Source organism: Piscicoccus intestinalis NBRC 104926, from assembly GCF_001515525.1.
GTDB classification, from domain to species: Bacteria; Actinomycetota; Actinomycetes; order Actinomycetales; family Dermatophilaceae; genus Kineosphaera; species Kineosphaera intestinalis.
Window position 1 is genome coordinate 18,899 of record NZ_BCNQ01000002.1, and the last position, 26,382, is coordinate 45,280.

Annotated in this window: 22 protein-coding genes and 1 pseudogene; 10 read left to right on the top strand and 13 right to left on the bottom strand. The window is 71.7% G+C overall.

Going from position 1 to position 26,382, the window contains the following annotated elements:
* Positions 1-98 precede the first annotated feature (98 nt).
* The 3 genes from PINTE_RS00720 to PINTE_RS00730 form a co-directional block, all read right to left on the bottom strand.
* Complete coding sequence (locus tag PINTE_RS00720) at positions 99-548, bottom strand: hypothetical protein (RefSeq protein WP_068424802.1); 450 nt, start codon at positions 546-548, stop codon at positions 99-101.
* A gap of 275 nt (positions 549-823) precedes the next feature.
* Positions 824-2,329: a flavin-containing monooxygenase gene (locus PINTE_RS00725; protein ID WP_068424805.1), complete on the bottom strand. Its 1,506-nt coding sequence runs from the start codon at positions 2,327-2,329 to the stop codon at positions 824-826.
* A 79-nt stretch (positions 2,330-2,408) separates the two neighbouring features.
* On the bottom strand, positions 2,409-2,774 hold the full coding sequence (locus PINTE_RS00730; RefSeq protein WP_068424808.1) for a DUF4143 domain-containing protein: 366 nt from the start codon (positions 2,772-2,774) through the stop codon (positions 2,409-2,411).
* Between the two features lie 213 nt (positions 2,775-2,987).
* Here PINTE_RS00730 and PINTE_RS00735 point away from each other — a divergent pair.
* The 3 genes and pseudogenes from PINTE_RS00735 to PINTE_RS00745 all read left to right on the top strand — a co-directional run bounded on the left by PINTE_RS00735 (position 2,988) and on the right by PINTE_RS00745 (position 6,908).
* Positions 2,988-3,907: pseudogene (locus tag PINTE_RS00735) on the top strand (threonine ammonia-lyase).
* A 150-nt stretch (positions 3,908-4,057) separates the two neighbouring features.
* On the top strand, positions 4,058-4,606 hold the full coding sequence (locus PINTE_RS00740) for a DUF1648 domain-containing protein (protein ID WP_068424811.1): 549 nt from the start codon (positions 4,058-4,060) through the stop codon (positions 4,604-4,606).
* A gap of 70 nt (positions 4,607-4,676) precedes the next feature.
* Positions 4,677-6,908: an excinuclease ABC subunit UvrA gene (locus PINTE_RS00745; protein ID WP_068424814.1), complete on the top strand. Its 2,232-nt coding sequence runs from the start codon at positions 4,677-4,679 to the stop codon at positions 6,906-6,908.
* A gap of 15 nt (positions 6,909-6,923) precedes the next feature.
* Here PINTE_RS00745 and PINTE_RS00750 read toward each other — a convergent pair whose 3' ends face one another.
* From PINTE_RS00750 to kce, 9 genes are all read right to left on the bottom strand, one after another.
* The gene (locus PINTE_RS00750; protein WP_068424817.1) at positions 6,924-7,691 is read right to left on the bottom strand and encodes an ABC transporter permease; all 768 of its coding nucleotides are present in this window, start codon (positions 7,689-7,691) and stop codon (positions 6,924-6,926) included.
* Position 7,692: 1 nt separating this feature from the next.
* On the bottom strand, positions 7,693-8,292 hold the full coding sequence (locus PINTE_RS00755) for an ABC transporter permease (protein WP_068424820.1): 600 nt from the start codon (positions 8,290-8,292) through the stop codon (positions 7,693-7,695).
* 148 nt (positions 8,293-8,440) lie between these two features.
* Complete coding sequence (locus PINTE_RS00760; RefSeq protein ID WP_068424823.1) at positions 8,441-9,346, bottom strand: ABC transporter ATP-binding protein; 906 nt, start codon at positions 9,344-9,346, stop codon at positions 8,441-8,443.
* 101 nt (positions 9,347-9,447) lie between these two features.
* A complete protein-coding gene (locus PINTE_RS00765; RefSeq protein WP_068424826.1) occupies positions 9,448-10,113 on the bottom strand; it encodes a response regulator in 666 nt (221 codons plus the stop codon).
* Complete coding sequence (locus tag PINTE_RS00770; protein WP_084343055.1) at positions 10,110-11,237, bottom strand: sensor histidine kinase; 1,128 nt, start codon at positions 11,235-11,237, stop codon at positions 10,110-10,112. The genes PINTE_RS00765 and PINTE_RS00770 overlap by 4 nt, the downstream gene beginning before the upstream one ends.
* Positions 11,238-11,480: 243 nt before the next feature.
* Entirely contained in the window at positions 11,481-12,209 is a 729-nt protein-coding gene (locus PINTE_RS00775) for a GTP pyrophosphokinase (RefSeq protein WP_068424830.1), read from the bottom strand.
* 114 nt (positions 12,210-12,323) lie between these two features.
* Positions 12,324-14,117 (bottom strand): PTS transporter subunit EIIC, encoded by a 1,794-nt coding sequence (locus PINTE_RS00780; RefSeq protein ID WP_068424833.1) that lies wholly within the window; start codon positions 14,115-14,117, stop codon positions 12,324-12,326.
* Between the two features lie 33 nt (positions 14,118-14,150).
* Complete coding sequence (gene ptsP / locus PINTE_RS00785; protein WP_245642728.1) at positions 14,151-16,718, bottom strand: phosphoenolpyruvate--protein phosphotransferase; 2,568 nt, start codon at positions 16,716-16,718, stop codon at positions 14,151-14,153.
* A 212-nt stretch (positions 16,719-16,930) separates the two neighbouring features.
* Complete coding sequence (gene kce, locus PINTE_RS00790) at positions 16,931-17,863, bottom strand: 3,5-dioxohexanoate:acetyl-CoA acetone transferase (protein WP_068424839.1); 933 nt, start codon at positions 17,861-17,863, stop codon at positions 16,931-16,933.
* Positions 17,864-18,023: 160 nt separating this feature from the next.
* Here kce and PINTE_RS00795 point away from each other — a divergent pair, with 160 nt between their 5' ends.
* Positions 18,024-18,824: an SDR family oxidoreductase gene (locus PINTE_RS00795; RefSeq protein WP_068424841.1), complete on the top strand. Its 801-nt coding sequence runs from the start codon at positions 18,024-18,026 to the stop codon at positions 18,822-18,824.
* Between the two features lie 77 nt (positions 18,825-18,901).
* The gene (locus PINTE_RS00800; RefSeq protein WP_068424844.1) at positions 18,902-19,585 is read left to right on the top strand and encodes an FAD-binding protein; all 684 of its coding nucleotides are present in this window, start codon (positions 18,902-18,904) and stop codon (positions 19,583-19,585) included.
* A 41-nt stretch (positions 19,586-19,626) separates the two neighbouring features.
* Here the strand turns inward: PINTE_RS00800 and PINTE_RS00805 are convergent, their stop codons facing one another.
* Entirely contained in the window at positions 19,627-20,283 is a 657-nt protein-coding gene (locus tag PINTE_RS00805) for a TetR family transcriptional regulator (RefSeq protein ID WP_068424847.1), read from the bottom strand.
* Positions 20,284-20,343: 60 nt separating this feature from the next.
* Between PINTE_RS00805 and bioB the strand changes: the two genes are divergently transcribed.
* From bioB to bioD, 5 genes are read left to right on the top strand one after another with little or no spacing between them, the layout of a single operon-like run.
* On the top strand, positions 20,344-21,714 hold the full coding sequence (gene bioB / locus PINTE_RS00810; protein ID WP_068424850.1) for a biotin synthase BioB: 1,371 nt from the start codon (positions 20,344-20,346) through the stop codon (positions 21,712-21,714).
* Between the two features lie 7 nt (positions 21,715-21,721).
* The gene (gene bioA / locus PINTE_RS00815) at positions 21,722-23,224 is read left to right on the top strand and encodes an adenosylmethionine--8-amino-7-oxononanoate transaminase (protein ID WP_084343059.1); all 1,503 of its coding nucleotides are present in this window, start codon (positions 21,722-21,724) and stop codon (positions 23,222-23,224) included.
* Complete coding sequence (locus PINTE_RS00820; protein WP_245642729.1) at positions 23,221-24,495, top strand: aminotransferase class I/II-fold pyridoxal phosphate-dependent enzyme; 1,275 nt, start codon at positions 23,221-23,223, stop codon at positions 24,493-24,495. Before bioA ends, PINTE_RS00820 begins: the two co-directional genes overlap by 4 nt.
* A gap of 38 nt (positions 24,496-24,533) precedes the next feature.
* Complete coding sequence (locus tag PINTE_RS00825) at positions 24,534-25,658, top strand: cytochrome P450 (RefSeq protein WP_068424853.1); 1,125 nt, start codon at positions 24,534-24,536, stop codon at positions 25,656-25,658.
* Positions 25,655-26,380: a dethiobiotin synthase gene (bioD, locus tag PINTE_RS00830; RefSeq protein ID WP_068424856.1), complete on the top strand. Its 726-nt coding sequence runs from the start codon at positions 25,655-25,657 to the stop codon at positions 26,378-26,380. Before PINTE_RS00825 ends, bioD begins: the two co-directional genes overlap by 4 nt.
* The last annotated feature ends 2 nt before the right edge of the window (positions 26,381-26,382 follow it).

The window sequence follows — 26,382 nt, forward strand, 5'->3', positions numbered from 1 at the left end:
CCGTGGCGGTTGCGGTCGGCGCTCGGCGTTTCGACTGCAACCGCACCGCCGAGCTCCATGCGCAACCGCGAGCCGGAGACCGAGTCCCGCGAAGGCCGTCAGCCGCGCGCGCCGCGGTTGGCCCAGACGAGGCGGACGAGCAGGACGACGGCCAGGACGGCGAAGGCTGCGGTCAACGCCCAGCCCCCGGAGAGCACCCACATGGCGAAGACCACGGTGCCGGCGACCAGGAGAGCCGTGCGCACCCGCGGGGCGGCGAAGCCCTCCTGCGCGACCGGGCTCCAGGCACCGCCGGGGCCGGCGAGGTCGAGCTGCCGGCGACGCCACCAGCAGAACACGGCCTGCGCGACCGCCGCGGCCACCAACGCGAGGGAGACGGTCCGCTCCCACCACGCGGCGTCGGGCCGGGCCCACACGATCGAGTTCAGCCACGTCGTCACGAGCATCATGGACACCGCGATCGACGCGGCCACCGTCAGCGCCCGCCGGGTGATCCGCCAGTCCGCGTAATCCGGGTGGTCGACGTGCGGCGCGGCATCGCGTGGCATGGCAGCTCCCTCGTCGTGATGGCTCGCCCCCACCGTAGTCACCGGCCGCCCGTGGGCCCGCGGCACCTGGACGCGCGGCCACCGACGAGGCGGTCCGTCGCCGCGCGACACCGGAGACGGCGCGAGTCCTGTGAGGCGCCGGATTGACCACTCACGAGTGGTCAATCGGGACAGGTCCGACGAAACCCCAGGTCAGCGCCCTGTGACCGTCTCACCATGTGGCAGTGGACGGCAGAGCACCTCACACGGGACACCTCTCGCTCGACGGGAGCCGGTCATGCGACGACTCCCCGGCCTCCGGAGACGGCGTGCTCGCGGGAGCGCCGGAAGTGCAACCCCTCGCTGATCAGCGGACCGTCGAGCAGCTTGCGGTCGTCGTGGTAGTTCATCGACATCCGCCAGGGGGCGTGCGGGCCTTGCCGGGGCAGCTCCCCCAGCGAGCGCTGCACGTAGCCGGCTCCGAAATCCAGCAGCGGGCGGGTGGGCATGCCGGGGTCGGCGACCACGTACGCGGTGTCGTACCCGTGGGCGTCCATATGAGCAAGCAGTTGACACAAGTAGCGGCACAGGATGCCGACCTTGAGGGTCCACGAGGAGTTCGTGTAGCCGACCGACAGCGACAGGTTCGGCACCCCGGACAGCATCGTGCCGCGGTGCACGACGGTCTGCGCGACCTCGACGGGCTCCCCGTCGACGCGCAACTCGATGCCGCCGAACACCTGCAGGTTCAGGCCGGTGGCGGTGACGATGACGTCGGCCTCCAGGTGCTCGCCGCCGGCGAGCTGCACGCCCGTCTCGGTGAACGTGACGATCCGGTCGGTGACGACGTCGGCGCGGCCCTCGCGGATGACGCGGAACAGGTCGCCGTCGGGCACCGCGCACAGCCGCTGGTCCCACGGGTCGTACGGCGGGTTGAAGTGCCGGTCGACGTCGAAACCCGGCGGCAGCTGCCTGGTGTTGACCCAGCGGATGAGCCGGCGCGCCAGGCGGGGTCGGCGTTGGCAGAAGCTCCAGATCGCGCGCTGCCGGGCGATGTTGACGCGCCGGCTCACGGCGTAGCCGCGGTCGGGGCCGAGCCAGGCCTGCAGGAGCGTCGCGAGCCGGTCGACGCGCGGCACGGGCAGCACGTAGGTGGGGGTGCGCTGCAACATCGTCACGTGCGCGGCCCGCTGCGCCAGCGCCGGCACGAGGGTGACCGCGGTGGCGCCGCTGCCGATGACGACGACCCGCTTGCCGGTGTAGTCGAGATCCTCGGGCCAGAACTGCGGGTGCACGATCTGCCCGGCGAACCGCTCCCGCCCCTGGAACACCGGTGTGTATCCCTCGTCGTAGCGGTAGTAGCCGGTGCCGGCGAAGATCCACCCGGCGGTCATCGTGATCGTCCGCCCGCCGTGCTCGACGGTGACGACCCAGTGCGCCCGCTCGCTGCGCCAGTCGGCGCGCACGACGCGGTGCCCGTAACGCACCTGCTGCGCCAGGTCGTTCTCCGCCAGCGCCTGGCCCAGGTAGCGCAGGATCTGATCGGCGTCGGCGATCGCCTCCTTCTCGCGCCACGGCTTGAACTCGTAGCCGAACGTGTGCAGGTCGGAGTCGGAGCGAATGCCCGGGTAGCGGAACAGATCCCACGTGCCACCGAAGCTCATCCGGGCCTCGAGGACGACGACCCGGCGGCGGGGGTGTTCGTGCGCGAGGTAACGCGCGGCGCCGATACCGGAGATACCGGCTCCGATGACGAGGACGTCGACGTGCTCGATGGCCTCGGGGGCGGGTTCGGGAGTCATAGGTCCTCTTCGGTGGAACTGGACTGACTACAGGATCCCTCGCGACGCGGCGGCCCACCCGGCGCCCCGCCTCGGAACACTAGGGACCGAGCAGCGCCAGGGGCACGACGGCGACTCCGTCGGATCGCCGGTAGGCCTGCGACCCGGTAGTCAGAACCACCAGGTCGCGGACCCGTGCGCCGAGCTGGGAGCGCAGCCAGAGGAGGTTTCGCACGTCGGTCGCTTCCACGCTGGCGCTGAGCTTGACCTCGATGCCCACGAGCCGCCCGGCCCCGGCTTCGACGACGAGGTCGACCTCCCGCTCACCCCGCTGCGTGCGCACGTGGGACACGCGGGCGTCCAGGCTCTGGGCGATGACCCGCACGGACAGTGTGCACAGGCTCTCGAACAACGCCCCGAGCAATGGACCCTGTCCGGCGATGGTGCGCCCGAGCCCGTCGAGCAACTCGCGCTCGCCGTGGCCCTCCCTGCAGGGCGACGGTCATCGCGTTGACCTGCACTATCGGCATCGCGACGATGAGCAGCACCACGATCGGCACGCCCCGGCGCAGCCCCAGGCCGCGAGTCAATAGGCAGGGCCAGTGCGGCGCCTGGACTCGCGGGCGATCATGACGCAGAGTGCGAGGCATGACCTCCGACTCCCCCGACGTACGAGGGCGTGCTGCGCGCGGCCGAGGCCATCGCGAGGCAGCTGCCGCCCACCCCCGCCTGGCGTTACCCGACGCTCGACGAGTACGTCGGGGCCGGCGTCGTCCTCAAACTCGAGAACACCCAGCCCACCGGCGCGTTCAAGGTGCGCGGCGGTCTGGCGCTGCTCGCGGCCCTGAGCCCGACACCGCCGGGCTCGTGACCGCCTCCACCGGCAACCACGCCCAGTCGATCGCGTTCGCCGCCGCCCGCCACGGGCTGCCGGCGGTGATCGTCATGCCGACGAGCGCCCCCGACGGCAAGATCGCCGCGACGAAGGCGCTCGGCGCGGACGTCGAACTGCACGGGCCGACGATGTCGGAGGCGCTGGAGCACGCGCGGTCGGTCGCGGACGAGCGGGGCTGGCGCTTCGTCAGTCCCGACGACGTCGAGATCCTGCACGGGCACGCCACGGTCAGTCTCGAACTGCTGCGCGCCCACCCCGATCTGGAGGCCGTGTACCTGCCCGTCGGCAGCGGAACCGGCGCCGCCGGGGCGTGCCTCGTGCGCGACGCCCTCGCGCCGGACTGCCGGATCATCGGCGTGCAGTCGGCCCAGGCACCCGCCGCCCATCGCGCGTGGCAGAGCGGGGAGCCCGCGACCGCGCCGTGCACCACGCGGGCCAGCGGCCTGGCCACCGCGGCGTCGTTCGAGCGCACCCAGGCCGTGCTGCGGGCCCGGCTCGACGACTTCCTGCTCGTCGACGACGACGAGATCGACGCGGCCCGACGGCTGCTCGCGACCCACGCGCACACCCTCGCCGAGGGAGCCGGTGCCGCCGCCCTCGCCGGTCTGCTCGCCGACCCGAACCGGCCGGCCCGGTGCGCGGCCATCGTCAGCGGCGGCAACGCCGACGCCCACGAACTCGCCACCCTGACCGCCCCGGAGTAACCCCCACACCCTGCCGAAGGCTGCCCTTTCGGTCGGGGGCTAGGGCTGTCGTAGGAGCTCTCGGCCGAAAGGGCAGCCTTCGGCCGAGTATCGGGTATGAGGAGCTTTCGGCAGAGAAGGGGAGCACCTTCGGCGGAGAATGGGGGCGTGATGAGCGGGGCGCGGGCGGTGTGGGCGGCGGCGTGTGCGGCGTACGCCGGGGTGCTGCTCTGGTCGGCGGGGCGGCTCCCGGAGCGGGTGGCCTCCCACTTCGGCGCCGGCGGCGCGGCCGACGGCTGGTCGAGCCGCGGCGAACACCTCCTGTTCATAGGCCTGCTCGGAGTCGGCATGCTCGCCGGGTTGCCGCTGCTGGCGGCCGTGCTGAGCCGCGGCAGCGGCACGTTCATCAATGTGCCGCACAAGGACTACTGGCTCGACGACGCCCACCCGAACCGCCGCCGCGAGTTCCGCCGCCGCTTCACCGACGACGTGCTGACGGTGGCCGCGCTCACCGGCGCGCTGCTCACGTGGATGCAGGTCGAGACCGTGCTCGCGAACGAGTCCGATCCGCCGCGCATGAGCGCCTCCATGTGGGTGGCCCTGGTCGTCTTCATGGTGCTCATGCTCGGCTGGACGGCCTGGCTGCTCACGTCGCGCTACCGCCCGCCGGCCGAGGAACCCGGCTCAGGAGACGACGGGCCGATCCTGCCGACGCGCTGAGTCGACCCGTCGCGCCCGACCGAGCGGTTGCGGACTCAGCCCGTCCGCAGAGGCCCGTACGGTCGCGGGCATGAGCGACCGCTCCATCCGCATCCGAGGCGCCCGCACCCACAACCTCGCGGGCCTGGACATCGACATCCCCCGCGGCGCACTGGTGGTCGTCGTCGGGGTCTCCGGGTCGGGCAAGTCCAGCCTGGTGTTCGACACGATCGCCGCGGAGGCGGGCCACGAGCTCAACGAGACGTATCCACCGTTCGTCCGCAACCGGCTGCCGCGCTGGACGCGCCCCGACGTCGAACACATCGAGGGACTTTCGCCGGTCGTCGTCATCGATCAGCGCCGCCTCGGCGGCAACGCCCGCTCGACCGTCGGCACGATCACCGACACGTGGACCTACCTGCGGCTGCTGTACTCCCGCGTCGGCGAGCCGCACGTCGGCGACAGCAACCGGTTCTCGTTCAACGACCCCGCCGGCATGTGCCCGCGCTGCTCCGGCCTCGGGCAGGTCGTCGTCTCCGCGGTCGACCGCTTTCTCGACCTCGACAAGTCGCTGGCGCAGGGCGCGATCCGGCTGCCGGGGTTCGGCAACGGCGGCTACTGGTACTCCCAGTACGCCGACATCTGCAGCTTCGACGCGAACACCCCGCTGCGCGAATGGAGTTCGACGCAACGCGAGGCGCTGCTGTACGGCAACGAGGCCGCGGCCCGGCTCGGCACCCGCCCGCCGGCCGACTACGAGGGCGTCGTCGAGCGCTTCGAACGCATCTACCTGCACACCTCCGACAACCTCTCCGACCGCAAGCGCGCGACGATCGAGCGCTTCACCGACTCCGCGACCTGCCCCGACTGCGGCGGCGACCGGCTCGCCGAAGACGCCCGCACCGCAACGCTGCTCGGCCACACGATCGGCGAGTTGGCACGTCTGGAGGTCACCGAGCTCACCGAGGTCGTGCGCCGCGTCTCCGAGCCCGCGGTGGCGCCGGTCCTGCAGGCGCTCACCGAGCGGCTCGAGGCGATGACGATGATCGGCCTCGGCTACCTGCACCTGGGCCGGGCGACAACAACCCTGTCGGGCGGGGAGTCGCAGCGCATCAAGACCGTCAAGCACCTCGGCTCCAGCCTCATCGAGATGCTGTACGTCTTCGACGAGCCCACGGTCGGGCTACACCCACGTGACGTCGAGTCGATGACCCGGCTGCTGCGGGCCCTCGTCGACAAGGGCAACAGCGTGCTCGTCGTCGAGCACGACCCCGCGGTCATGGCGGTCGCCGACCAGATCGTCGAGATCGGCCCCGACGCCGGAGCCGGAGGCGGTCACCTCGTCTTCCAGGGCCAGTGGGCGGCGCTGACCGGCACCCCGACGGCGAAGGCGCTGACGCACCGCGAGCCACTCACCACCGAGCCGCGACCACCCCGCGGCCACGCGCGCCTTGTGTCGGCCACCCGCAACAATCTGGCCGGCGTCACCGTCGACATCCCGCTCGGCGTGCTCACCGTGTTCACGGGCGTCGCCGGCTCCGGCAAGTCGAGCCTGGCCGCCGAACTGGTCGACCGGCACGAGGCGGTCGTCATCGATCAACGCCCGGGGGCGGCCAACCGGCGCTCCACCCCGGTGAGCTACACCGGCGTCGGCACCGCGATCCGGCGCCTGTTCGCCCGCCGAACCGGCGCACCGGTCGGCCTGTTCAGCGCCAACTCCGAGGGCGGCTGCCCCGACTGCCGCGGCCTCGGCGTGATCTACACCGACCTGGCGTTCATGGACGGCCAGGAGACCGTGTGCCACGCCTGCGACGGGCGCCGGTTCACCCCCGAGGCGCTGCGTCACACCGTCGACGGCCTGACCATCGCCGACGTCGACGACCTCACGGTCTCCGACGCCTTGCAGCGTCTGCCTGATCCAAAGATCCGCGCCGGGCTGGCGCAGCTGGAGCGGGTCGGCCTGGGCTACCTGCGGCTCGGGCAGGCGCTGTCGACGCTCTCGGGTGGCGAAGCGCAGCGCGTCAAGATCGCCAAGGAGCTGCGCGACGCGACGACCCCGACCCGGTACGTGCTCGACGAGCCGACCACCGGCCTGCACCTGCGCGACATCGGCACCCTGCTGGGCGTGCTCGACGCGCTCCTCGACGCCGGCCACACGGTCGTCGTCATCGAGCACAACCTCGACGTCATCCGCCGCGCCGACCACGTCATCGACCTCGGTCCCGGGCCCGGCCGCCACGGCGGCCGCGTCATCTACGAAGGGCCGGTCGCCGGCCTCGCGACAGCCGACACCCCGACCGGTCACGCGCTCCGGGAGCCGTGAGCCCGCCGACGCTCGTCAGGTGCGCACGTCGCGGCGCTCGAGGATCACGGTGGTGAGGGCGACGATCACCGCCGTGGCCAGCACCGATGAGCCGACGAGCCGAACCACGCTGGCCACGCTGAGCGAGGAGGCCGAGAAGCTCGTCCCCACGCCGTTCGCCAGCACGGTGCCGAGCTGGGTGGCGTCGGTCGCCAGCGCGTACGGCAGGATCGTGGCGACCGGCCCCGCGATGAGGAGCAGGACGGTGCCGATCCCGCCGCCGAGCAAGGCCACCGCGACCGGGGGCGCGAACGAACGGCTCAGCGCCGAGACCCCGGACTGCAACGCCGCCACCGGGGCGCACGCCACCGACACCACGAGGCTGGCCGCCACGTAACGCCCCGGCAGTGCGCCGTCGAGACCGAACACGACCGTTCCCATGACGGCGACCGTCCCGAGCAGCACCACCTGCATCGTCGCGGCCAGCGCGCAGACCGCGGCGGCCTTGCCGATGACGATCCGCAGTGTCGAGGTCGGCCCGCCCATGAGGGCGTTCCAGTTGCCGCCACGATGCTCCGGACGCCAGACGAGCGAGGCGAGCACACCGACTCCGACCGGCAGCAGCGCCATGCCGTAGAACCCGATCGAGCGCACCCACAGCGTGTGCCAGCCCTGGTCGAACCCGGCGGCGGACCCTGCCGTGCTCCCACCTCCGGACAACACCGCGAGCACCGGAAGCAGCACGACGACGACCCAGGCCGCGGACCGCCTCAGCTTCGCGAACTCCACCCGAACGCTTTCCATCTCAACCCTCCAGCCGGTCGAATCGGCGCGTGACGACACCGAACAGCACCGCGCCTGCGATCGCCAGCGCCAGCCCGCTGGCATAGGACACGTCGAACCACACGAGATCCGTCCCGACGAAGTCGGCCGGCGTGGCCAACCCGTAGTAGCCCCACGGGATCAGGTGCGCCGCCCACGGCGGGAACACCTGCGAGAACGTCGCGATGAGAATGCCGACGACTCCCACCGCGAGGCCGACGAGTTGGTTCTCCACGCGTGCGCTGAGCACCAGGTGAAAGGCCAGCACCGTCAGGTTGATGACCACCGTCATCGCCGCGAAGCCGAGCCATTGCGCGGTGGGGAACGGGGCGCTGACCCCGATGACCAGGCCGAACACCGCCAACCCCGCGGTCGGGACGAGCGTGCCGAGGGCCACGAGAGAGCCGAGCACCCCGAACTTGGCGCGCAACAGGCTCCCGGGCGTCACGCCTGCCGTCGAGGAGAGCAACCATCCCCCATCGGTGTGTTCGATGTCGACGACCCGGCTGGCGAGCACCGCCAGCAGCAACGGCGCGATGAGGCAGAACGCCATCGCCTCCGAGGCGAGGAGGAGCTTCCACACGTACCCGTCCGGGTCTCGAGCGCGCCGAGCGCGGCGGACCCGAAGGTCTGGACAACCGTGACGCCCCAGACGGCCAGGGGCAACAGCAGCAGCAGCGGCCACACGCGCAGCCGACGCGTCTTGGCGATCTCGACATTCGACGACGAGGTCACAATCCACCCCCGGCGGTGAGATCCATGAACAGGTCCTCCAGCGATTGCTCGGTCCGACGCACGCCGTACACCCCCGCGCCCGCGGCGACCAATCGGTCCACCAACCGGCGGGTCTCCCGGTCGTCCAGGGCCGGGACCACCAGGCGTCCGTCCACGAACCGGGCGGCCAGCTCGTCCGGCACCGCGCTCGCCGCGCGCTCCGGCTCGAAGCACTCGATGACGACATCCGGTGTCGAGGCGGAGAACAGCTCGGCTCGGGTGCCCTGGAACAGCAGGCGGCCGCGGCCGAGGATGCCCAGCACGCTGGCGGTCCGATCGATCTCGCCCAGCTGATGACTCGACACCATGACCGTGACTCCGTCGTCGGCCAGGCGCCGCAGCAGGTCGCGCATCTCCTCGATGCCGGCCGGGTCGAGACCGTTGGTCGGTTCGTCGAGAATGAGCAGCCGCGGACGCCGGGCGAGCGCCATCGCGATGCCGAGGCGCTGCTTCATGCCCAGGGAGTACTCGCGCACGCGCTTGTCGAGCTGATCGTGCATCCGCACGGTGCGCACCGCGTCCTCGACGTTCGTCTGCGGAACGTCGAGCAGCCGCTGCACGATGCGCATGTTCTCGCGCCCTGTCAGGTGCGCGTACCCCGGCGGTGACTCGATGAGCGAACCGATGTCGCGCAGGAGCCCGCGGCGGGTGTCGCGGTTGACCGGCCGCCCGAAGACTCGGGCCTCGCCCGCGCTGGGTGAGACGAGTGCGAGCAGCATCTTCATCGTCGTCGACTTGCCCGACCCGTTCGGCCCGAGGAAGCCGTACACGCAGCCGGCCGGGATCCGCAGGTCGAGACCGTCGACGACGGTTCGGTCGCCGTACCGCTTGGTGAGCCCGTCGGTCTCCACGAGAAAAGCCATGCCCTCAGCCTCGCCACCGGCGCGCGGTGTGTCGTCTGCCCGCAGCGGTAACCGCGCGTATGCCTCCGGCCATACGTCGGTCGCGGCCCGATGGGGTCGGGTCAGGAGGGGCGGACCAGGCCCGTCTCGTACGCGAGGACGACGGCCTGCACCCGATCACGCAGGCCGAGCTTGTGCAGGATGCGCCCGACGTGCACCTTCACGGTGCCTTCGCTGATGACGAACTCGGCGGCGATCTCTGCGTTCGACAGGCCGCGCGCGATGAGCTGCAGCACCTCCCGCTCCCGCGGGGTGAGCCGGTCTAACCGGGAGTCGGTGTGGCCGGCCCGATCCGAGGGCGGCCGGCCGCTGGTGACGTGCTCGATGAGACGCCGGGTGGTGCTCGGCGCGACGACGGCGTCGCCGTCGTGCACGTGTCGCATCGCGGCCGCCAGCTCGTCGACGGGGGTGTCCTTGAGGAGGAATCCCCCGGCGCCGGCGGCCAGCGCCTCGTAGGCGTACTCGTCGAGGTCGTAGGTCGTCAGCATGAGGACCTTCGGCGCATCCCCCCGCTCGACCAGCCGCCGGGTCGCCTCCACACCGCTCATCCGCGGCATGCGCACGTCCATGAGCACCACGTCGGCGGCCACGCTCGTCAGCAGGTCGAGCGCGCTGTCGCCGTCGTCGGCCTCCCCGACGACCTCGAACTCGGGTCGGCTCTCGAGCAGCATCGCGAAACCCGCCCGGACGAGGTCCTGGTCATCGACGAGTACGACTCGGATTCTCATCGGTCCCCTTTGCACGGAAAGGTCGCGTCGACCTCGAACCCACCCTCGCGGCGGGGCCCGACGCGCAGATTGCCCCCGTGAATGGTGACGCGCTCGCGCATGCCGACCAGCCCGACTCCGCCCTCGGTCGTCGGCGGGCGGGTCGAGCCCGAACCGTCGTCACGCACCCGGACCCGCAGCCCGGAGCCGGTGCCCTCCACCCGCACCTCGACGGCACCCACCCGGCCGGCGTGCTTGCGCACGTTGGTCAGCGCCTCCTGCACCACCCGGTAGGCGGCGGTCCCGACTCCGGGCGGGACGTCGCACGTCGCCCCGGAGGCGGTCAGTCTGACCGGCAACCCCGCCTCCTGGGCACGGCCGACGAGGTTGCCCAGCTGGGCCAGGCCCGGAACGGGTGATGCGTGCTCGTCACGCAGCTCGTCGCGCAGCCCGGTGAGCACACCACGCACCTCATCGAGTGCGCCTCGGCCGGTGTCGCGCACGGTGAGCATGGCAGCTTTCGCGCGCTGCGGATCCCGATCGACGGTGGCGGCCGCGCCGTCCGCCATGACCACGACCGCCCCGAGGCTGTGCGACACGATGTCGTGCAGGTCGCGGGAGATTCGGGCTCGCTCCTCGGAGACGGCGGCTCGCGCGCGAGCTTCTCGTTCCCGCTCGGCCTGCCGAGCACGTTCCTGCAACCCGGCGATGTAGGCCCGGCGCGTGCGCACGAGGCTGCCCCATGTCCAGGCCCACGCGACGCATCCGAGCAGGGCGGCGATGTCGGACCAGCGCAGATAGAGCGCGGCACGATTCGGCAGGATCGCCAGCAGCACCCACGCGACCACCGCCCCCGCGCCGGCCACGGACCGGACGCGCTCCTGCCGGGAGGCCAGCGTGTACACCGCCAAGGCGAGCAGCACGTCCGCCGGGATCACGGGTGCCCCCAGCAGCAGATGCACCGTGGCGAGCGCGACCAACGAGATCAACACGGTCAGGGGCCGATGCCGTCGCCACGGCAGCACCGCCCCCATGGCCACGCTGACGATGCTCACGGCGACCAGACGCCATCCGTCGGCCATGACCGGCAGGAGCGGGAGCCCGTACAGCACCACCAGGACCGCCACCAGCGCGTCGAGCGCCACGAGACGGCGACCCCGCGGAAGCCCTCGCGAGGTGGCGACCGACGACTCGTCCCCTTGGTGCCCTGTGCCCCTCATCACTCCCACGCTAGCCGCAGACGAGAGGCGTCATCGCACAGCCGGCCCGGGGGTGACCTCTCGACGCTCACCGAGCGGTCACTGCCCCATCCTGAGACGGAGCCGGCCCGCTGACCTGCGCAGACGCGCAGGCCGCACGGATTGACCTCTCACGAGCGGTCAATCGGCCTACCCGGGCCCGGCTCCGTTGCCGCCGATGAACCGCAGGAAGGTGCGCACCGACTCCTCGCTGACGGGCGTGGGCGACTCGGCGAACTGCGGCTGCAGCTCCTGGGCGAGCCGTTCCATCTTGGCGTCGAGCTCGGCGGCAGTCTCGGCGGCCTGGATGAGTTCGGAGTTCAGCTGACCGGGCACGTGTTTGTCGTACTTGTAAAAGATCTTGTGCTCCAGCGACGCCCAGAAATCCTGAGCGATCGTGCGGAACTGGATTTCCACCGGAACGACGATGCGGCGGTCGGAGAGGAAGACCGGCACGGCGACGATCGCGTGCAGCGACCGGTAGCCGCTCGGCTTGGGGTTCTTGATGTAGTCCTTGAGCTTGAGCAGCTCGACGTCGTCCTGCGAGCACAGCATCTGCTGCAGCCGGTACGCGTCGCTGATGAAACTGCACACGACGCGCACGCCGGCGATGTCGAAGATGTTCTCCCGGATCGAATCCTCGTCGGGGCCGCAGCCGCGGCGTCGGGCCTTGGCGATCATCTGCTGCGGGTCCTTCAGCCGCGAGCTGACGTGCTCGATCGGGTTATACCGGTGGACCTGCTGGAACTCCTGACGCAGGATCGACAGCTTGGTCTCGATCTCCTGGATCGCGAACTTGTACGACATGAGAAACCGAGACAACCGGTCCCGACCGACCGCGAGGGCGATGACCACGTCTTCCGTCTCGAGCTCCGTCATGGCCGGAGAATAACCGGCCCACCGGCGCGCGACCTGGGGATCAACGGCGGATGGGTGCGCACACACACCCGCGCCCGGCCCCCCGAGGGAGCCGGGCGCGGACGGTACGACAGGTCAGACTCCCGCGGCCACCGCCGCCGGCTTGTCGTTCTTGCGGTGCGCGGCCAGCAGCTTGTTGAACGTCGTGGCGTACTGGTCGGCGTTGGCGCCGGCCACAAGGTGCCACGTCTGCGGACCGACCTGCACCGCGCCGGGCAGCCCGGCGGCCTGCAGCGCGGGAAGGTCGACGCGCGAAGAGTCCTTGAGCTGCAGACGCACGCGGGTGCCTGCGACGAGGTCGGCCTTCTCGACGTTCTCGGCACCGCCGACGCCGGCGAGCCAGTCCTTACCCTGCTTGGCCTCCTCGTCACCGACGACGACCACGACCGGCTCCGGCTCCGGCGCGTCGAGGTCGGCCTTGCCGGCCGCCTTCTGCTCGGCCGAGCGGTAGTCGAAGAAGATCACCATGAACATCGAGGTGAAGAACGCCGCGGCGACCGCGATGACGTACAGCAGGATGTTGCTGAACGCCGGGATCGTCAGCAGCGACGTGAACACGAACGCGTTGATCGTCACGCCGCCACCGAAGCCGATGATCAGACCGCCGACCACGCAGCCGACGAGCATGCGCGGGTAGATCTTCTTGAACCGCAGGTGGATACCGTACAGAGACGGTTCGGAGATACCACCGAGCAGACCCGCCGCCAACGCACCGGTCGCCGTCTGCCGCATCTGCGCGTCGCGGTCCTTGACCGCGTGGAAGAGCACGCCCGCCGTGGCGCCGAAGCACGCGAAGTTCCACGCACCCATCGGTCCCTGGATGAAGTCGGAGCCGGTGGAGGCGATGTTCGCGAGCATGATCGCGTTGATCGGCCAGTGCAGACCCAGCGGCACCATGAACGGGTAGGCCAGCGGAATGATGATCGCGAACAGCAACGGCGAGAACGCGTTGATCGACTGCAGCAGGCCACCGAGGCCGGCGCCGACGAAGATGCCGATCGGGCCGATGAGGAACGCCGTCAGCGGCTCCATGATGATGAGCGCGAGGAACGGCACGAAGATCAGCTGCAGGTTGTCCGGGATGATCTTCTTCAGCAGCTTGTACAGCGGGCCGAGCAGCGCCGCCATGAGCAGCGGCGGGAACACCTGCGAGCCGTAGTCGCGGATGAGCAGCGGCACCCCGAAGATGTCGATCGTCGGCACGTCGCTGCCGAAGAGGTGGGTCTGGTACGTCTCGGGCCGGTCACCCAGGCCACTGAACCCGGGCAGCATGCAGATCGCCATGATCGCGAACCCGACCCACGGGTCGGCGCCGATCTTCTTGCTCGCGTTGTAGGCGACCATCAGCGGCAGGAACGTGAACACCGCCTGCCACATGAGGTTGATGAACGCCCAGCCCGGAGGCAGTTCGGTGCGCGGGTCGGCCCAGTTGCCGATGACGCCGATCGAGCTCATCAGCGCCATGAACGTGATGACCAGCGATGCGCCGAGCAGCGCGCCGAGGATCGGGCGGAAGCTGTCGGAGAGGAACTCGAAGAAGTTGTCCAGCCAGGCGTACTTGCCGCGCGGCCCGCCGGCGCGGGCGGCGGCCTTGACGTCGTCGGCGGACATCTCCTTCTTGTTGCTCATCTCCGGCAGCGCGTTGATCTCCTCGTACGCGCTCTGCACGGCGCCACCCATGATGATCTGGTAGCGGTCGGAGCCCTGCGGCACCGTGCCCATGACGCCCTTGATCTGCTCCACCTGGGCGGAGTCGATGCCGGTCGCGTCGCGCAGGGTGAACCGCAGTCGGGTGGCGCAGTGCGACAGGTTGACGATGTTGTCGGCACCGCCGACGGCATCGACGATCTGAGTTGCTCTCTCAGTCATGACTGATCCTTGTCCAATCAGATGGCGACGGCGTCAGTCCTCGTCCATGGGGACGAGCGCACGCACTTCGGCGGGGGTGGCACACCTCACGGCCTGGGCCGCCAGTTCCTTGCAGTGATCGAGCGAGTAGGCGCGCACCTGCGCCTTGATCGACGGGATCGCGGGAATCGAGCAGGACAGCTCGTCGACGCCGAGGCCGACGAGGATCGGCACGGCCTGCGGGTCGGACGCGACACCACCACAGATGCCGAGCCACTTGCCGTGCTCGTGCAGGGCGTCACAGGCGTTGCCGATGAGCGCGAGGATCGCCGGGTTGCACGGGTCGACCTGCGCGGCGAGCTTCGGGTGCCCGCGGTCCATCGCGAGGGTGTAGGAGGTCAGGTCGTTGGTGCCGACGCTGAAGAACTCGCAACCCTCTTCGGCGGCGAACTGCTTGGCCATGACGGCCACCGACGGCACCTCCATCATGATGCCGACGGGCACGTGGGTCGTGGCGCCGAGCTTGGCGTACTCCTCGTCCCAGATCCGCTTGGTGTTCCTCCAGTCGTCGATGGTCGCGATCATCGGGAACATCACGTTGAGCTCGGCCCCGGCGTCCGCGGCCTTCATGATTGCCCGGCACTGGGCCCGCAGCACCTCCGGCTTCTCGAGGCCGACGCGCACGCCGCGGATGCCCAGGAACGGGTTCTCCTCGGCCGGGATCGGCAGGTACGGCAGCGGCTTGTCGCCGCCGACGTCGAGGGTGCGGATGACCAGCGGCTGCCCCGGGGCCAGCGCGCGGGCGCAGTCGGCGTAGACCTGCGCCTGCTCGTCCTCCGTCGGCGCCTTCGTGCGGCCGAGGAAGACGAACTCGCTGCGCAGCAGGCCGACGCCCTCGGCGCCCCTGGTCTGCGAGTCCTGCGCATCCTCGACGCCACCGATGTTCGCGACGACCTTGATCTGGTGGCCGTCGGTGGTGATCGCCGGCTCGTCCTTGTGCGACTCCTCGCGCGCCTTGCGCTCCGCCATCCGCTGCTGGCGGCCGAGGATCGACTCGATCTCGGCGTCCGAGAGGTTCTGCTGCAGGGTGCCCTTCGAGCCGTCGAGCACGACCTTGGCCCCGTCGGCGATCTCCAGCGCGCGCCCCTCGATGCCGGCGACCGCCGGGATGTCGAGGGAGCGGGCGATGATCGCGACGTGCGACGAGGCGCCACCGTTGGTCGTCGCGAAGCCGACGACCTTAGTGCGGTCGAGCTGCGCAGTGTCCGAGGGCGTGAGGTCCTCGGCGATGAGGATCGTGCCCTCGGCCAACTCCGGCTTCTCGCTGCGCTGCCCGGTCAGCTCCTCCAGCACGCGCTGGCCCACGTCGCGCACGTCGTTGGCGCGCCCGGCGAGCACCTCGTTCTTCAGGCCGGCGAGCCGGTCGGCGTACGTGTTGAAGGCGCCGCGCCAGGCGTACGGGGCGCTCTTGCCCTTGTCGATCGCGCTGACCGCGAGGTCGAGCAGGTCGGGGTCGCTGAGCAGCTCGGCGTGGGCCGCGAAGATCGCCGCCTTGTCGGGGTCGGATTCCTTCTCGAGGCGGTTCTGCAGCGCGGACAGGTCGAGGATCGACCGGTCGATCGCCGCGTTGAGCTTGCGGCGCTCCTTGTGGTGGTCCTCGCCGAACTCCTCGACATGGATGTCGTCGTGGCGCAGCTGCAGCACGGTGCCGACGCCCAGGCCAGGGGAGGCCGAGACACCGAGCAGGAGGTTCGGGTCGCCCGACCGCGGGCCGGTGGCCTCCGGCTCCGGCTCCGGCTCGAGTTCGGCCTCGTCGACGGCCGGCACCGGGCCGGTGTCGTCGGTGGTGATCGGGGGGCAGTCCTCGCCGAGGCCGGTGCGCACGCCGTCGCTGATCTGGGCGATGGCGTCCTCGGCGTCGGGACCGGTGGCGGTGATGACGATCTTGTCGCCGCGGGCCACGGCCAGGCCCATGATGCCGACCATGCTCTTGGCGTTCGCGGAGTCGTCGCCGCGGCGCAGCCGGATGTCGGAGGTGAACTTCTTCGCGAGGTTGACCAGGGTCGCCGTCGGGCGGGCGTGCAGGCCGGTCGGGTTCGGCACGAGCAGCGCCTCGGAGGTGACCGTTCGGCCTCCGACGGCAGCGCCGCCCTCGGCCTGCTCGGCGAGATCCACCTGGGCCGCGACATCCTGGCCTGCGGTGACCAGGCCTTCGCGGGGCTCGATGCCCGAGATGCGGTCCGAGTTGGCGATGACGACCTGGGTGAGCAGGCTCTTGGCGTGGGTGGCGACGGTGTCGAGGTCGAAGGTGACCAGGAGGTCACCGACCTCGACGTGGTCGCCCTCCTTGACCGCCGGGGTGAATCCCTCGCCCTGCATCTTCACCGTGTCGAGCCCGATGTGCATGAGCACCTCGAGGCCCTCGGCGGAGCGCACGGTCACCGCGTGACCGGACGGCTGGACATCGGCGACCTCACCGGCGACCGGCGCGATGAGCTCGTTGCTCAGCGGATCGATCGAGAAGCCCTCGCCCACCATCTTCTTGGCGAACACCGGATCGGGCACCTGCTCGATCGGCACCATGATCCCCGTCAACGGTGCGGTCAGTTCGATTTGCGACACAGTCGTGCTCGCTTCCACCCTCGGCCTCCTCGACCGTCGGTTCGGCACGCATCGCTGTGCTGTGCCGCTGGACCTGTACGGCGTGCGACAGGCTACCCCCTGCCGGTTCGCCCGGACGGCCTAGTCACCCGAGCACTGTGGACGAACCCTGAATCGTGACCGTCGCGCGGGGCCACGGCTGCTCGCGGGCCCCGCTGACGACCCGTCTGACGTCAGAACCCGACGTTGTCCTTGCCCTTGAGACCGAGCATCTGCCGGGCCTCGTCGGGGGTGGCGATCTCGAAGCTCAACGCCTCGAGGGCGGCCCGGATCTTGCTCACCTGAGCGGCGTTGCTCTCGGCGAGCTCACCGGGCTCGATCCACAGCGAGTCCTCGAGACCGACGCGCACGTGGGAGCCCATCATGGCGCCCTGCGTGGCGAGCAGCATCTGCGACTTGCCGGCACCGAGGATCGACCACAGGTACTCGTCGCCGAGGAGACGGTCGGCCGTGCGCCGCATGTGCATGAGGTCTTCGGGGTGCGGGCCGATGCCGCCGAGCAGACCGAAGACCGACTGCACGAACAGGGGGCCGCGGGTCAGGCCGCGGTCGTGCATGTGCTTGAGCGTGTAGACGTGCGAGATGTCGTAGCACTCGAACTCGAACTTCGTGCCGTTGGTGGCGCCGAGTTCGAGGATCGTCTCGATGTCTTTGAAGGTGTTCTTGAAGACGACGTCGCGGGAGCGCTCCAGCGCCGGGGCCTCCCAGTCGTACTTCCACTCCTGGTAGCGGTCGAGCATCGGGTAGAGCCCGAAGTTCATCGACCCCATGTTCAGCGACGCCAGCTCGGGCTTGAACGCCTTGACGGGGCGCAGCCGCTCCTCGACGGTCATCGCCGGGTTGCCGCCGGTCGTGATGTTGAGCACCGCGTCGGTGTTGGCCTTGAGCTTCTGCAGGATCGGCTCGAAGTGCTCCGGATCCTGCGAGGGCCGCCCGTCCTTGGGGTCGCGGGTGTGCAGGTGCACGACCGCCGCGCCCGCCTCCGCCGCCGCCAGCGCCGAGTCCGCGATCTCGTCCGGGTTCGACGGCAGGTAGGGCGACATCGACGGGGTGTGGATCCCGCCGGTGACGGCGCACGTGATGATGACTTTGCGGATCGCGGCCATGGCTCTGCCTTCCCTGTCAGGTGTCCTTTCGCCGCAACGTAACGCGCGAGCAGCGCCCCGCGTCGGGGTTTCGCCGCTTCCCGTCGCGGACGCTCCGTGGGTTCCACGGGGGCGCTCGACGTGCGAGTGTCGTCATGCGGTTCGACGAAAGGGGAACCCCATGTCCGAGCTCGACACGCGACGGCCCGACCCACGGGCCGTCATCGTCACCGCGGGTGCCGCGGGCATCGGGCGCTCGATCGCGGCGGCCTTCGCGCAGGCGGGTGACCGGGTGCACATCTGCGACATCGACGAGGCGGCGCTGACCGCCGCCACCGCCGAGTTGACCGCGGCCGGTGGCACCGTCTCCGGGCAGGTGTGCGACGTCTCGGACGAGGAGGCGGTGCGCGCGTTCGTCGCGGACGCCGCGCAGCGGCTCGGCGGGATCGACGTCGTCGTCAACAACGCGGGCATCGCCGGGCCGACGTGCCTGGTCGAGGAGATGGCGCTGGCGGACTGGCAGCGGGTGCTCGACGTCAACCTCACCGGGCACTTCCTCGTGACGCGCGAGTCGATCCGGCATCTGAAGCGGTCGGAGTCGGGGTCGCTGGTGTTCATCTCCTCCCTCGGCGGCCGGCACGGCTACCCGCGGCGGGCCCCGTACGCCGTGGTCAAACGCGGCATCCTCGCGCTCGTCGAGACGCTCGCGATGGAGCTCGGCGAGCACGGCATCCGGGTCAACGCCATCGCGCCCGGGCTCGTCGACGGTGAGCGCATCCAACAGGTCATGGCCGGCCGTGCGCAGGCCGCCGGCGTCGGCGTCGAGGAGGTGACCGCGCAGGCCCTGGCGCTGCAGTCGCTGAAGTACATGGTCGATCCCGCCGACATCGGCGCGCTGGCGTACTTCCTGTCATCGCCGGCGGCGCGGTCGATCTCAGGCCAGACGATCGGCATCGACGGCGCCTCCCGCAGCATCGCCTGACTCCTGGGTTCGCTACTGGCGCGCTGCGGCTCGTCGCGCGCTTGCCGGATCCGCTTCGCCGAGCGTAGGACGGTGGTATGAGCCAAGGAACCGCCCGCCCGCTCGAGACGCTGCGCCCCGCCTCCGAGGCCGAACTCGTCGCGGCGTTGCAGCGTGCCGCTCAGGAGGGGAGCCGACTGGTCGTCCGGCAGGGCTCGGTGGGCGCCCCCGACGCCGCCGACGCCGTCGATGTCGCTGACGTCGTCGTGGAGCCCGATCACCAGGGCATCGATGTCAACACCGACGGGTGCGCGGTCGACGACATGGCGTTCTGCGGGGCGCCGGTCGCGACGGTCGCCGCCGGTCAGGACTGGGACGCCCTCGTCACCCTCGCCGTCGACAGCGGCTGGGTGGGCCTGGAGGCCCTCGCCGGCATCCCGGGTCGCGTCGGCGCCGTCGTCGCCGACAACGTCACCGCCCACGGGCAGCAGCCGAGCGACACCGTCGCGTCCGTGCGCACCTGGGACCGACAGACTCAGCGGCAGCGCACGTTTCCCATGATCGACTGCGAGTTCGCGCCCGGTCGTTCGCGTTTCCAGGAGCTGTTGGACGACGGCACTGTGCGGTACGTCGTGCTCGACGTCGCCTTCCTCTTCCAGCAGGGCGATCTGTCGGCGCCGATCCGCGACGAAGCTCTCGCCGCCGCCCTCGGAGCCCGTGTCGGGGCTCGCGTGCCGCTGGCCGAGGTACGGGAGGCGGCGCTGGGCCTGACTTCGGCCTGACTTCGGCCTGACGCGGCCGCCCCGGGCGCCGCGGCGGCGCCTCAGGCGCCCGCGCCGCGCAGAATCGCGTCGACGCCGTAGGCGAAGGCCGCTCTCGCCGACTCGTCGTCGAACTGCCCGTGCCGGGCGGCGTCACCGGTCGGGTCTGCCGCATCGGCCGATCCGCTCGCGCCGCTCTTACGGATGCCGGCGCGGGCGAGTTCGGCGTAGTTCTGCTGCTCGGCGACCGATCCGAGCACGAAATGCACGAGCGTGCGTGCGGCCCAGTCGGCCTCGCGCTCCGGTAGTGCGTTCGACAGCACTCGCCGAAACGGCTGCAGCGGCACGGGGGCGTCCGGGTGGAGCGCCCGGGAGAACGAGACGATCTCGGCACCGTCGCGCACGGCCAGCAACGAGTCGCGCAGGTCCACGGCGAGTTCATGGGCGCTGCGGACGGCTTCCGCGCCGACCGCGGCACCGGTGGCGGCACCGGCTCCCTCAGCACCGGCGCTCTCGGCTCCGTCGGCGAACGGCGGTGCGGCCAGGATCCGTTCGGCCAACAGGGCCAGCAGTTCTTGCTTGCTGTCGACGTGCCAGTAGAGGGCGCCGGGGGCGACGTTCAGTTCGGTCGCGACGCCCCGCATCGACAGCGACGACAGCCCCGCGGCCTGCACGAGACGCAGGGCGGCGTCGCCGATCGCGTCGCGGCTCAGGGCCACAGCCACACCTCCCTTCGCGAACTCTTGAACAGCGTTCAGCCGGCTCGGTAGCCTTGAACAATGTTCAAGACCTACGCCGAGCTCGCCGAGCGCATCCTCGCAGGATCGCCGCTGTCCACCGATGATGCCCTGGCCATCCTGCGCGGCGACGACGCCGACGTGATGAGTCTCGTCGCGGCCGCCGGCACGCTGCGGCGCCGGTACTTCGGCACCACCGTCAAGGCCAACTACCTCGTCAACCTCAAGTCGGGCCTGTGCCCCGAGGACTGCACCTACTGCTCCCAGCGGCTCGGCTCGAACGCGGACATCCCCGTCTACTCCTGGCTCAAGCCGGACGAGGCCGTCGAGCAGGCTGGCCACGGCATCAACGCCGGCGCCACCCGCGTGTGCCTCGTCTCCAGCGGCCGCGGACCGACCAACCGCGACGTCGACCGCGTCGGCACGATCGTCGGCCGCCTCAAGGAGAGCCACCCCGACCTCGAGGTGTGCGCGTGCCTCGGCCTGCTCAAGGAGGGGCAGGCGCAGACGCTGCGCGAGGCTGGCGTCGACGCCTACAACCACAACCTCAACACCGCCGAATCGCACTACGACGACATCTGTTCCACGCACGACTACGCCGACCGCGTCGACACCGTGCGGCAGGCCAAGGGCGCGGGCTTGTCGCCGTGCTCGGGCCTCATCGTCGGCATGGGCGAGACCGACGAGCAGATCGTCGAGGCGGTGTTCGCGCTGCGCGACATCGACAGCGACTCGATCCCGGTGAACTTCCTCATGCCGTTCGAGGGCACGCCGCTCGGTGACGCCGCGCTCACCAACACCGGATCGCCGTCCGACGCGGCCGCCAGGACCGAGCTGACCCGGCTGACCGGGCTCACCCCGGCCCGCTGCCTGCGCATCCTCGCGCTCGTCCGGTTCGCCGCCCCCGCCGCGGAACTGCGCATCGCCGGCGGCCGCGAGATGCACCTGCGCTCGCTGCAGCCACTCGCGCTGCACATCGCCAACTCCCTGTTCCTCGGCGACTACCTGACCAGCGAGGGGCAGGCCACCCGTGATGACCTGGCGATGATCGCCGACGCCGGGTTCGTCGTCATCGGCGCCGACCGGCCAGGCGCCGCAACGAACTCCGCGAACCCCGGGGGCGGCGCGGACGTCGGCGGCCGCGTCGCTTCGGCCGACGCGGTCGCCGACCAGTGCGGGACCGGCGGCTGCGGCTCCGGCGGCTGCGGTGAGCACCAGGGAGTCCCGGCGTCGACCGGGGCCAGCGACGCGTTCGACGCGCCCGAGCCGGCCGAGTCGCTTGAGCCGGTGGAGTCGGGCGAGCTGGGCGACGAGGCGCTCGTCACCGTCGGCGCGTCGGGCCCGGTGACCGACGGCGTGCACGCGCCCGTGCGGCGCCGGGGCGCCGGCACGTCGCTGGCCCCCAACGCCTGAGCTGATCATGTCCGTCGACACCGCGACCGACACCGCGACCGACCCTGCCATCGGCACCGCCACCGACCATGCCATCGACACGGCGGTGCAGCGCAGCGGGCGGGGCGCGGCCGGGCAGGCCGGCCCCCGCCTCATCGCCCGGGACCGGGGGCTCGTGTGGCACCCGTACGCCCCGCTGGACGGACCGGCTCCGTACGCGGTGCGCTCGGCCCGCGGCGTGCGGCTGGAGCTGGAGGCCGTCGACGGCGCGGCCTTCGATGCGATCGATGCGATGAGCTCGTGGTGGAGCGTGATCCACGGTTACCAAAACCAGGTGTTGGACAACGCGATTCGCGAGCGGGTCGGGGAGTTCTCGCACGTGATGTTCGGTGGCCTGACCCACGAGCCGGCGGTCGCGCTCGCGGAGCGGCTCGTCGCGCTGTCGCCCTCGCACGCACACGACAGCGATCGCGACATCGCGCACGTGTTCTTCGCCGACTCCGGGTCGGTGTCGATGGAGGTCGCGCTCAAGCTCGCCGTGCAGTACCAGGCGGCGCGCGGACGCCGCGGACGCGGGCGGTTCCTCGCGCTGCGCGGCGGCTACCACGGCGACACCCTCGGGGCGATGAGCGTGTGCGACCCGGTCGACGGCATGCACGCGGCGTTCCCCGCGCTGCTGCCGCGGCACGAGTTCCTGCCCCGGCCACCCGCGGCCCGGCTCGTCGACGGACGCAGGCAGCGTGCCGGGGTGAGCCCGGTCATCGATGGCGTCGCCGAGCTGCGTTCGGATCCAACGGAGGTCGAGGCCTGGATCACCCAGTTGGAGGCGACCGTCGCCGCGCACAGCGACACCCTCGCCGCGCTCGTCGCCGAGCCGATCCTGCAGGGCGCCGGCGGCATGCACGTGTGGGCGCCGGAATGCCTGGCCGCGATGCGGCGGGTGGCGGACGACCACGGGCTGCTCCTGCTGCTCGACGAGATCGCCACCGGATTCGGCCGCACCGGAAAGCTGTTCGCCAGCGAGTGGGCCGGCGTGGCGCCCGACATCAGGTGCGTCGGCAAGGCCCTCACCGGCGGCTACCTGACGCTCGCCGCGACGACGTGCACCCGGGAGGTCGGGGCGGCGATCACCGCCTCGGAGCATCGGGCGCTGCTGCACGGCCCGACGTTCATGGCCAACCCGCTCGCCACGTCGGCGGCGCTCGCCTCGCTCGGGCTCGTGCAGGAGCACTGGGCGCGTCAGGTGCCCGCGCTGCAGGACGGGCTGCGCCGGGCGCTCGCCCCGGCCGCGGCGCTGGACTGCGTGCACGAGGTGCGGGTGCTCGGCGGTGTCGGCGTCGTGCAGCTGACCGCGCCCGTCGACGTGCCCGCGGTGACCCGGGCCGCGCTCGAACGCGGGGTCTGGGTGCGCCCGTTCCGTGACCTCGTCTACACGATGCCCCCGTACGTCAGCACGGAGGCGGACCTCGCGACGATCGGGGCGGCGGTCGTCGGCGCCATCGAGGCGGTGCACGAAGGACGCCCCGCATGACCGCGATGTGGCAATGGCTTGAGACAACGCGCGCGGCGCGGGAGTCCCGGGGCCTGGCGCGGACCGCTCGCGTGCGGGTCGAGGGCACCGGCGGCCTTGACGGTTCCGCGGGCTCCGACGGCCTCGGCGGGCTCGTTGACCTGGCCTCCAACGACTACCTCGGGATGGCCCGCGACCCGCGGGTGGTCGCGGCGGGCCTGTCCGCGCTGCGCACCTACGGAGCCGGTGCCCGGGCCTCGCGGGTCGTCACCGGCACGCTGCCGCCGCACGAGGAGGCCGAGCGCGCGCTGTGCGAGCTGACCGGCCAGGAGAGCGCGCTCGTGCTCGCCTCCGGCTACGCCGCGAACATCGCGGTCGTCACCGCCCTCGGCGGCCCGGGCACGCTGCTCGTCACCGACGAGCACATCCACGCGTCGGTGCACGACGCGGCCCGCCTCTCCCGCAGCCCGCGGGTCACCACCCCGCACGGCGACGTCGAGGCCGTCGAGGCGGCCCTCGCGGCACGCGCCGAGCCGCGGGCGCTGGTCGTCGTCGAGTCGATCTACTCGGTGCTCGGCGACGCCGCCGACCTGCCCGCACTGGCGGCGGTGTGCGCCCGCCACGACGCGCTGCTGCTCGTCGACGAGGCCCATGGGATCGGCGTCGTCGGCGACGGACGCGGCGGCGTGCACGCCGCGGGTCTGGCCGGGCACGACCACGTCATCCTCACCGCGACGCTGTCGAAAGCGGTGGGCGCTCAGGGCGGGGCGGTGCTCGGGCCGGCCCGACTCCGAAGGCATCTCGTCGACGTGGCGCGCGCGTTCATCTTCGACACCGGGCTGGCTCCGGCCTCGGCGGCCGCCGCCGCCCGGGCCTGCCGCATCATCGCCGACGAGCCCGAGCGGGTGGCCGGAATCGCCCGGCGGGCGGGGATCGTCGCGCAGACGTGCGGGGTGCCGCAGGCGGCCGGGGCCGTGCAGTCGCTGCCGATGCGCAGCCCGGAGGCCGCGGTCGCGGCGACCGCCGAGTTGGAGGCCCGCGGCGTGCTCGTCGGCTGCTTCCGCCCGCCGAGCGTGCCCGACGGCGTCTCGCGGCTGCGGCTGTGCGCCGACGCCGGTCTCGACGTCGAGGCGGTGACGCGGGCCGCCGAGTTGGTCGCTCGGGTGGCCGACGCCCACGGGAGGGCGAACCCGCCAGCGACGGAGTCGACACGGGGTGCACCCGACGGCGCGTCGGGAGTCGAGTTCCGCGGCGAGGCGACAGTTCTCGAACCGGCCGGGCCCCGGCCATGACCGCCGTCCCGTTGTCGCAATCACCTGATACATGCCCCATGCGGCCGCTGCTCGACGCGCGGGCCGGCGACCTCCTGCGCGTCAACGAGCCACAGGCGGTGCGCGAGGTGTTGCGCCGGGTCGAGAACTTCGCGCCCGACAACGCCCTGACCGCCGTCACCCCGCTGGGCCCGGACGCCCTGCGCCGCCTGGCCCGTGCGCGGTTCGCGCTGCCACCGGTGCTCGCGTCGGCCTCCGGCCCGGAGCACCGCCGGGTTCGCCGGGTCGTCGCCCGATTCCTCACGCCCGCACAGGTGGAGGCGGTGCGCCCGCTCGTCGTGGAGCTAACCCACGAGCGCGTGGACGCCGCTCGCCGCGAGCTGGCGGACGGCCGCGCCGTCGACCTCGCCGAGACGGTCTCGGCGCACGTCGCCCCGGCCGTGTTCGGGCACCTCGTCGGGCTCGCGATGCCGTCGACGCCGGTGCTGCACCGCTGGAGCCGGCACTCCCTCGAGCTCTTCTGGGGCTACCCGGACCCGCAGCGTCAGGTCGACCTCGCCGACAGCGCCGCCGAGCTGTTCGCGTGGCTGACCGACGCGGTCCACACCCGGGCGCCCGGCCGCCCCTCGCTGTTCGCCGCCCTCCGGGAGGCGGGTATTGATGAGCCGCGGCTGCGGTCGCTGGCGTTCTTCCTGCTCATCGGGGGCCAGGAGACGACCGCGATGCTCACCGACATCGCGCTGCACGAGGCGCTCACCTCCGGCGCGTGGCGCTCGATCGCGCAGAGCCCCCAGGGCCCGGCGAGCGAGGCCGAGCAGCTCGTGCGGCGGATGCTCACTACTACCTCGTCCGTGCCGACCTGGCGCCGGATCGCGGTGCGCGACACCACGATCGGCGGTCGGGCTGTGGCGGCCGGCACGCCGGTGCTCGTCGAGCTGTGTCGCCACGATCGCGGCGACATCGACGACAGCCTCGCCTTCGGTTTCGGCGTGCACCGTTGCCTCGGAGCGCGGCTCGCGCCCCTGGAGGCCTCCACCGTGCTCGCCGAGACGGCGGCCGGGCTGCCCGAGGTGGTGCCGGCCGGCCCGGCTCCGGACTGGCTGCGATTGCTGTCGTTCCAGGCGCCGCGCACCGTGCTCGTGCGGCGGCGCAGTGAGCCTGTCGGGCAGGGCGGTTCGCGATGAACCGGGTGCTCGTCGTCACCGGCACCGACACCGACGTCGGCAAGACCGTCGCGACGGCCGCGATCGCCGCCGCCCTCGGGCGCACCGGCTCCGTCGCGGTCGACAAGCCGGTGCAGACCGGCGTGCGACCCGGCGAGCCCGGCGACGTCGAGGAGATCGCGCGCCTGGCCGGGGCGGTCGCCATCAGCGTGGGCGCCCGGCTCAAGCAACCGATGGCGCCGGTGCAGGCCGCCCGCCGCGAGGGTGCGCCGGCGACGCTGCCGACCCTCGCCGAGCACGTCGCCCGGATCACTGCGCTCGCCGCGCTGGCGAAGGATGCCCGGGGCGCCGACACGGTGCTCGTCGAGGGCTCGGGCGGCCTGCTCGTGCAACTCGACGAGTCGGGCCGCACGATTGCCGACTTCGCGCACGCCCTCCAGCAGCACCGAGCTCTCGACTCCCGCGTCGTTGTCGTGGCGCGCGCCGGGCTCGGCACGCTCAACCACACCGAGCTGACGCTGGAGGCCCTACGCGCGCGGGGCCTCGCGGTCGCGGGCATCGTCATCGGGTCGTGGCCGCGCGAGCCGGACGCGATCGCCCTCGACAACCGCGACCACCTCGGCGCGCTCGGCGTCCCGCTCCTCGGCGCGATCCCCGAGGGCGCGCCGCGATCGGCACCCGAGACGTTCCGGCGCGAGGCGCCGGGTTGGCTCCCGGGATTGGTCGGCCTCGAAAACCCCTGAGG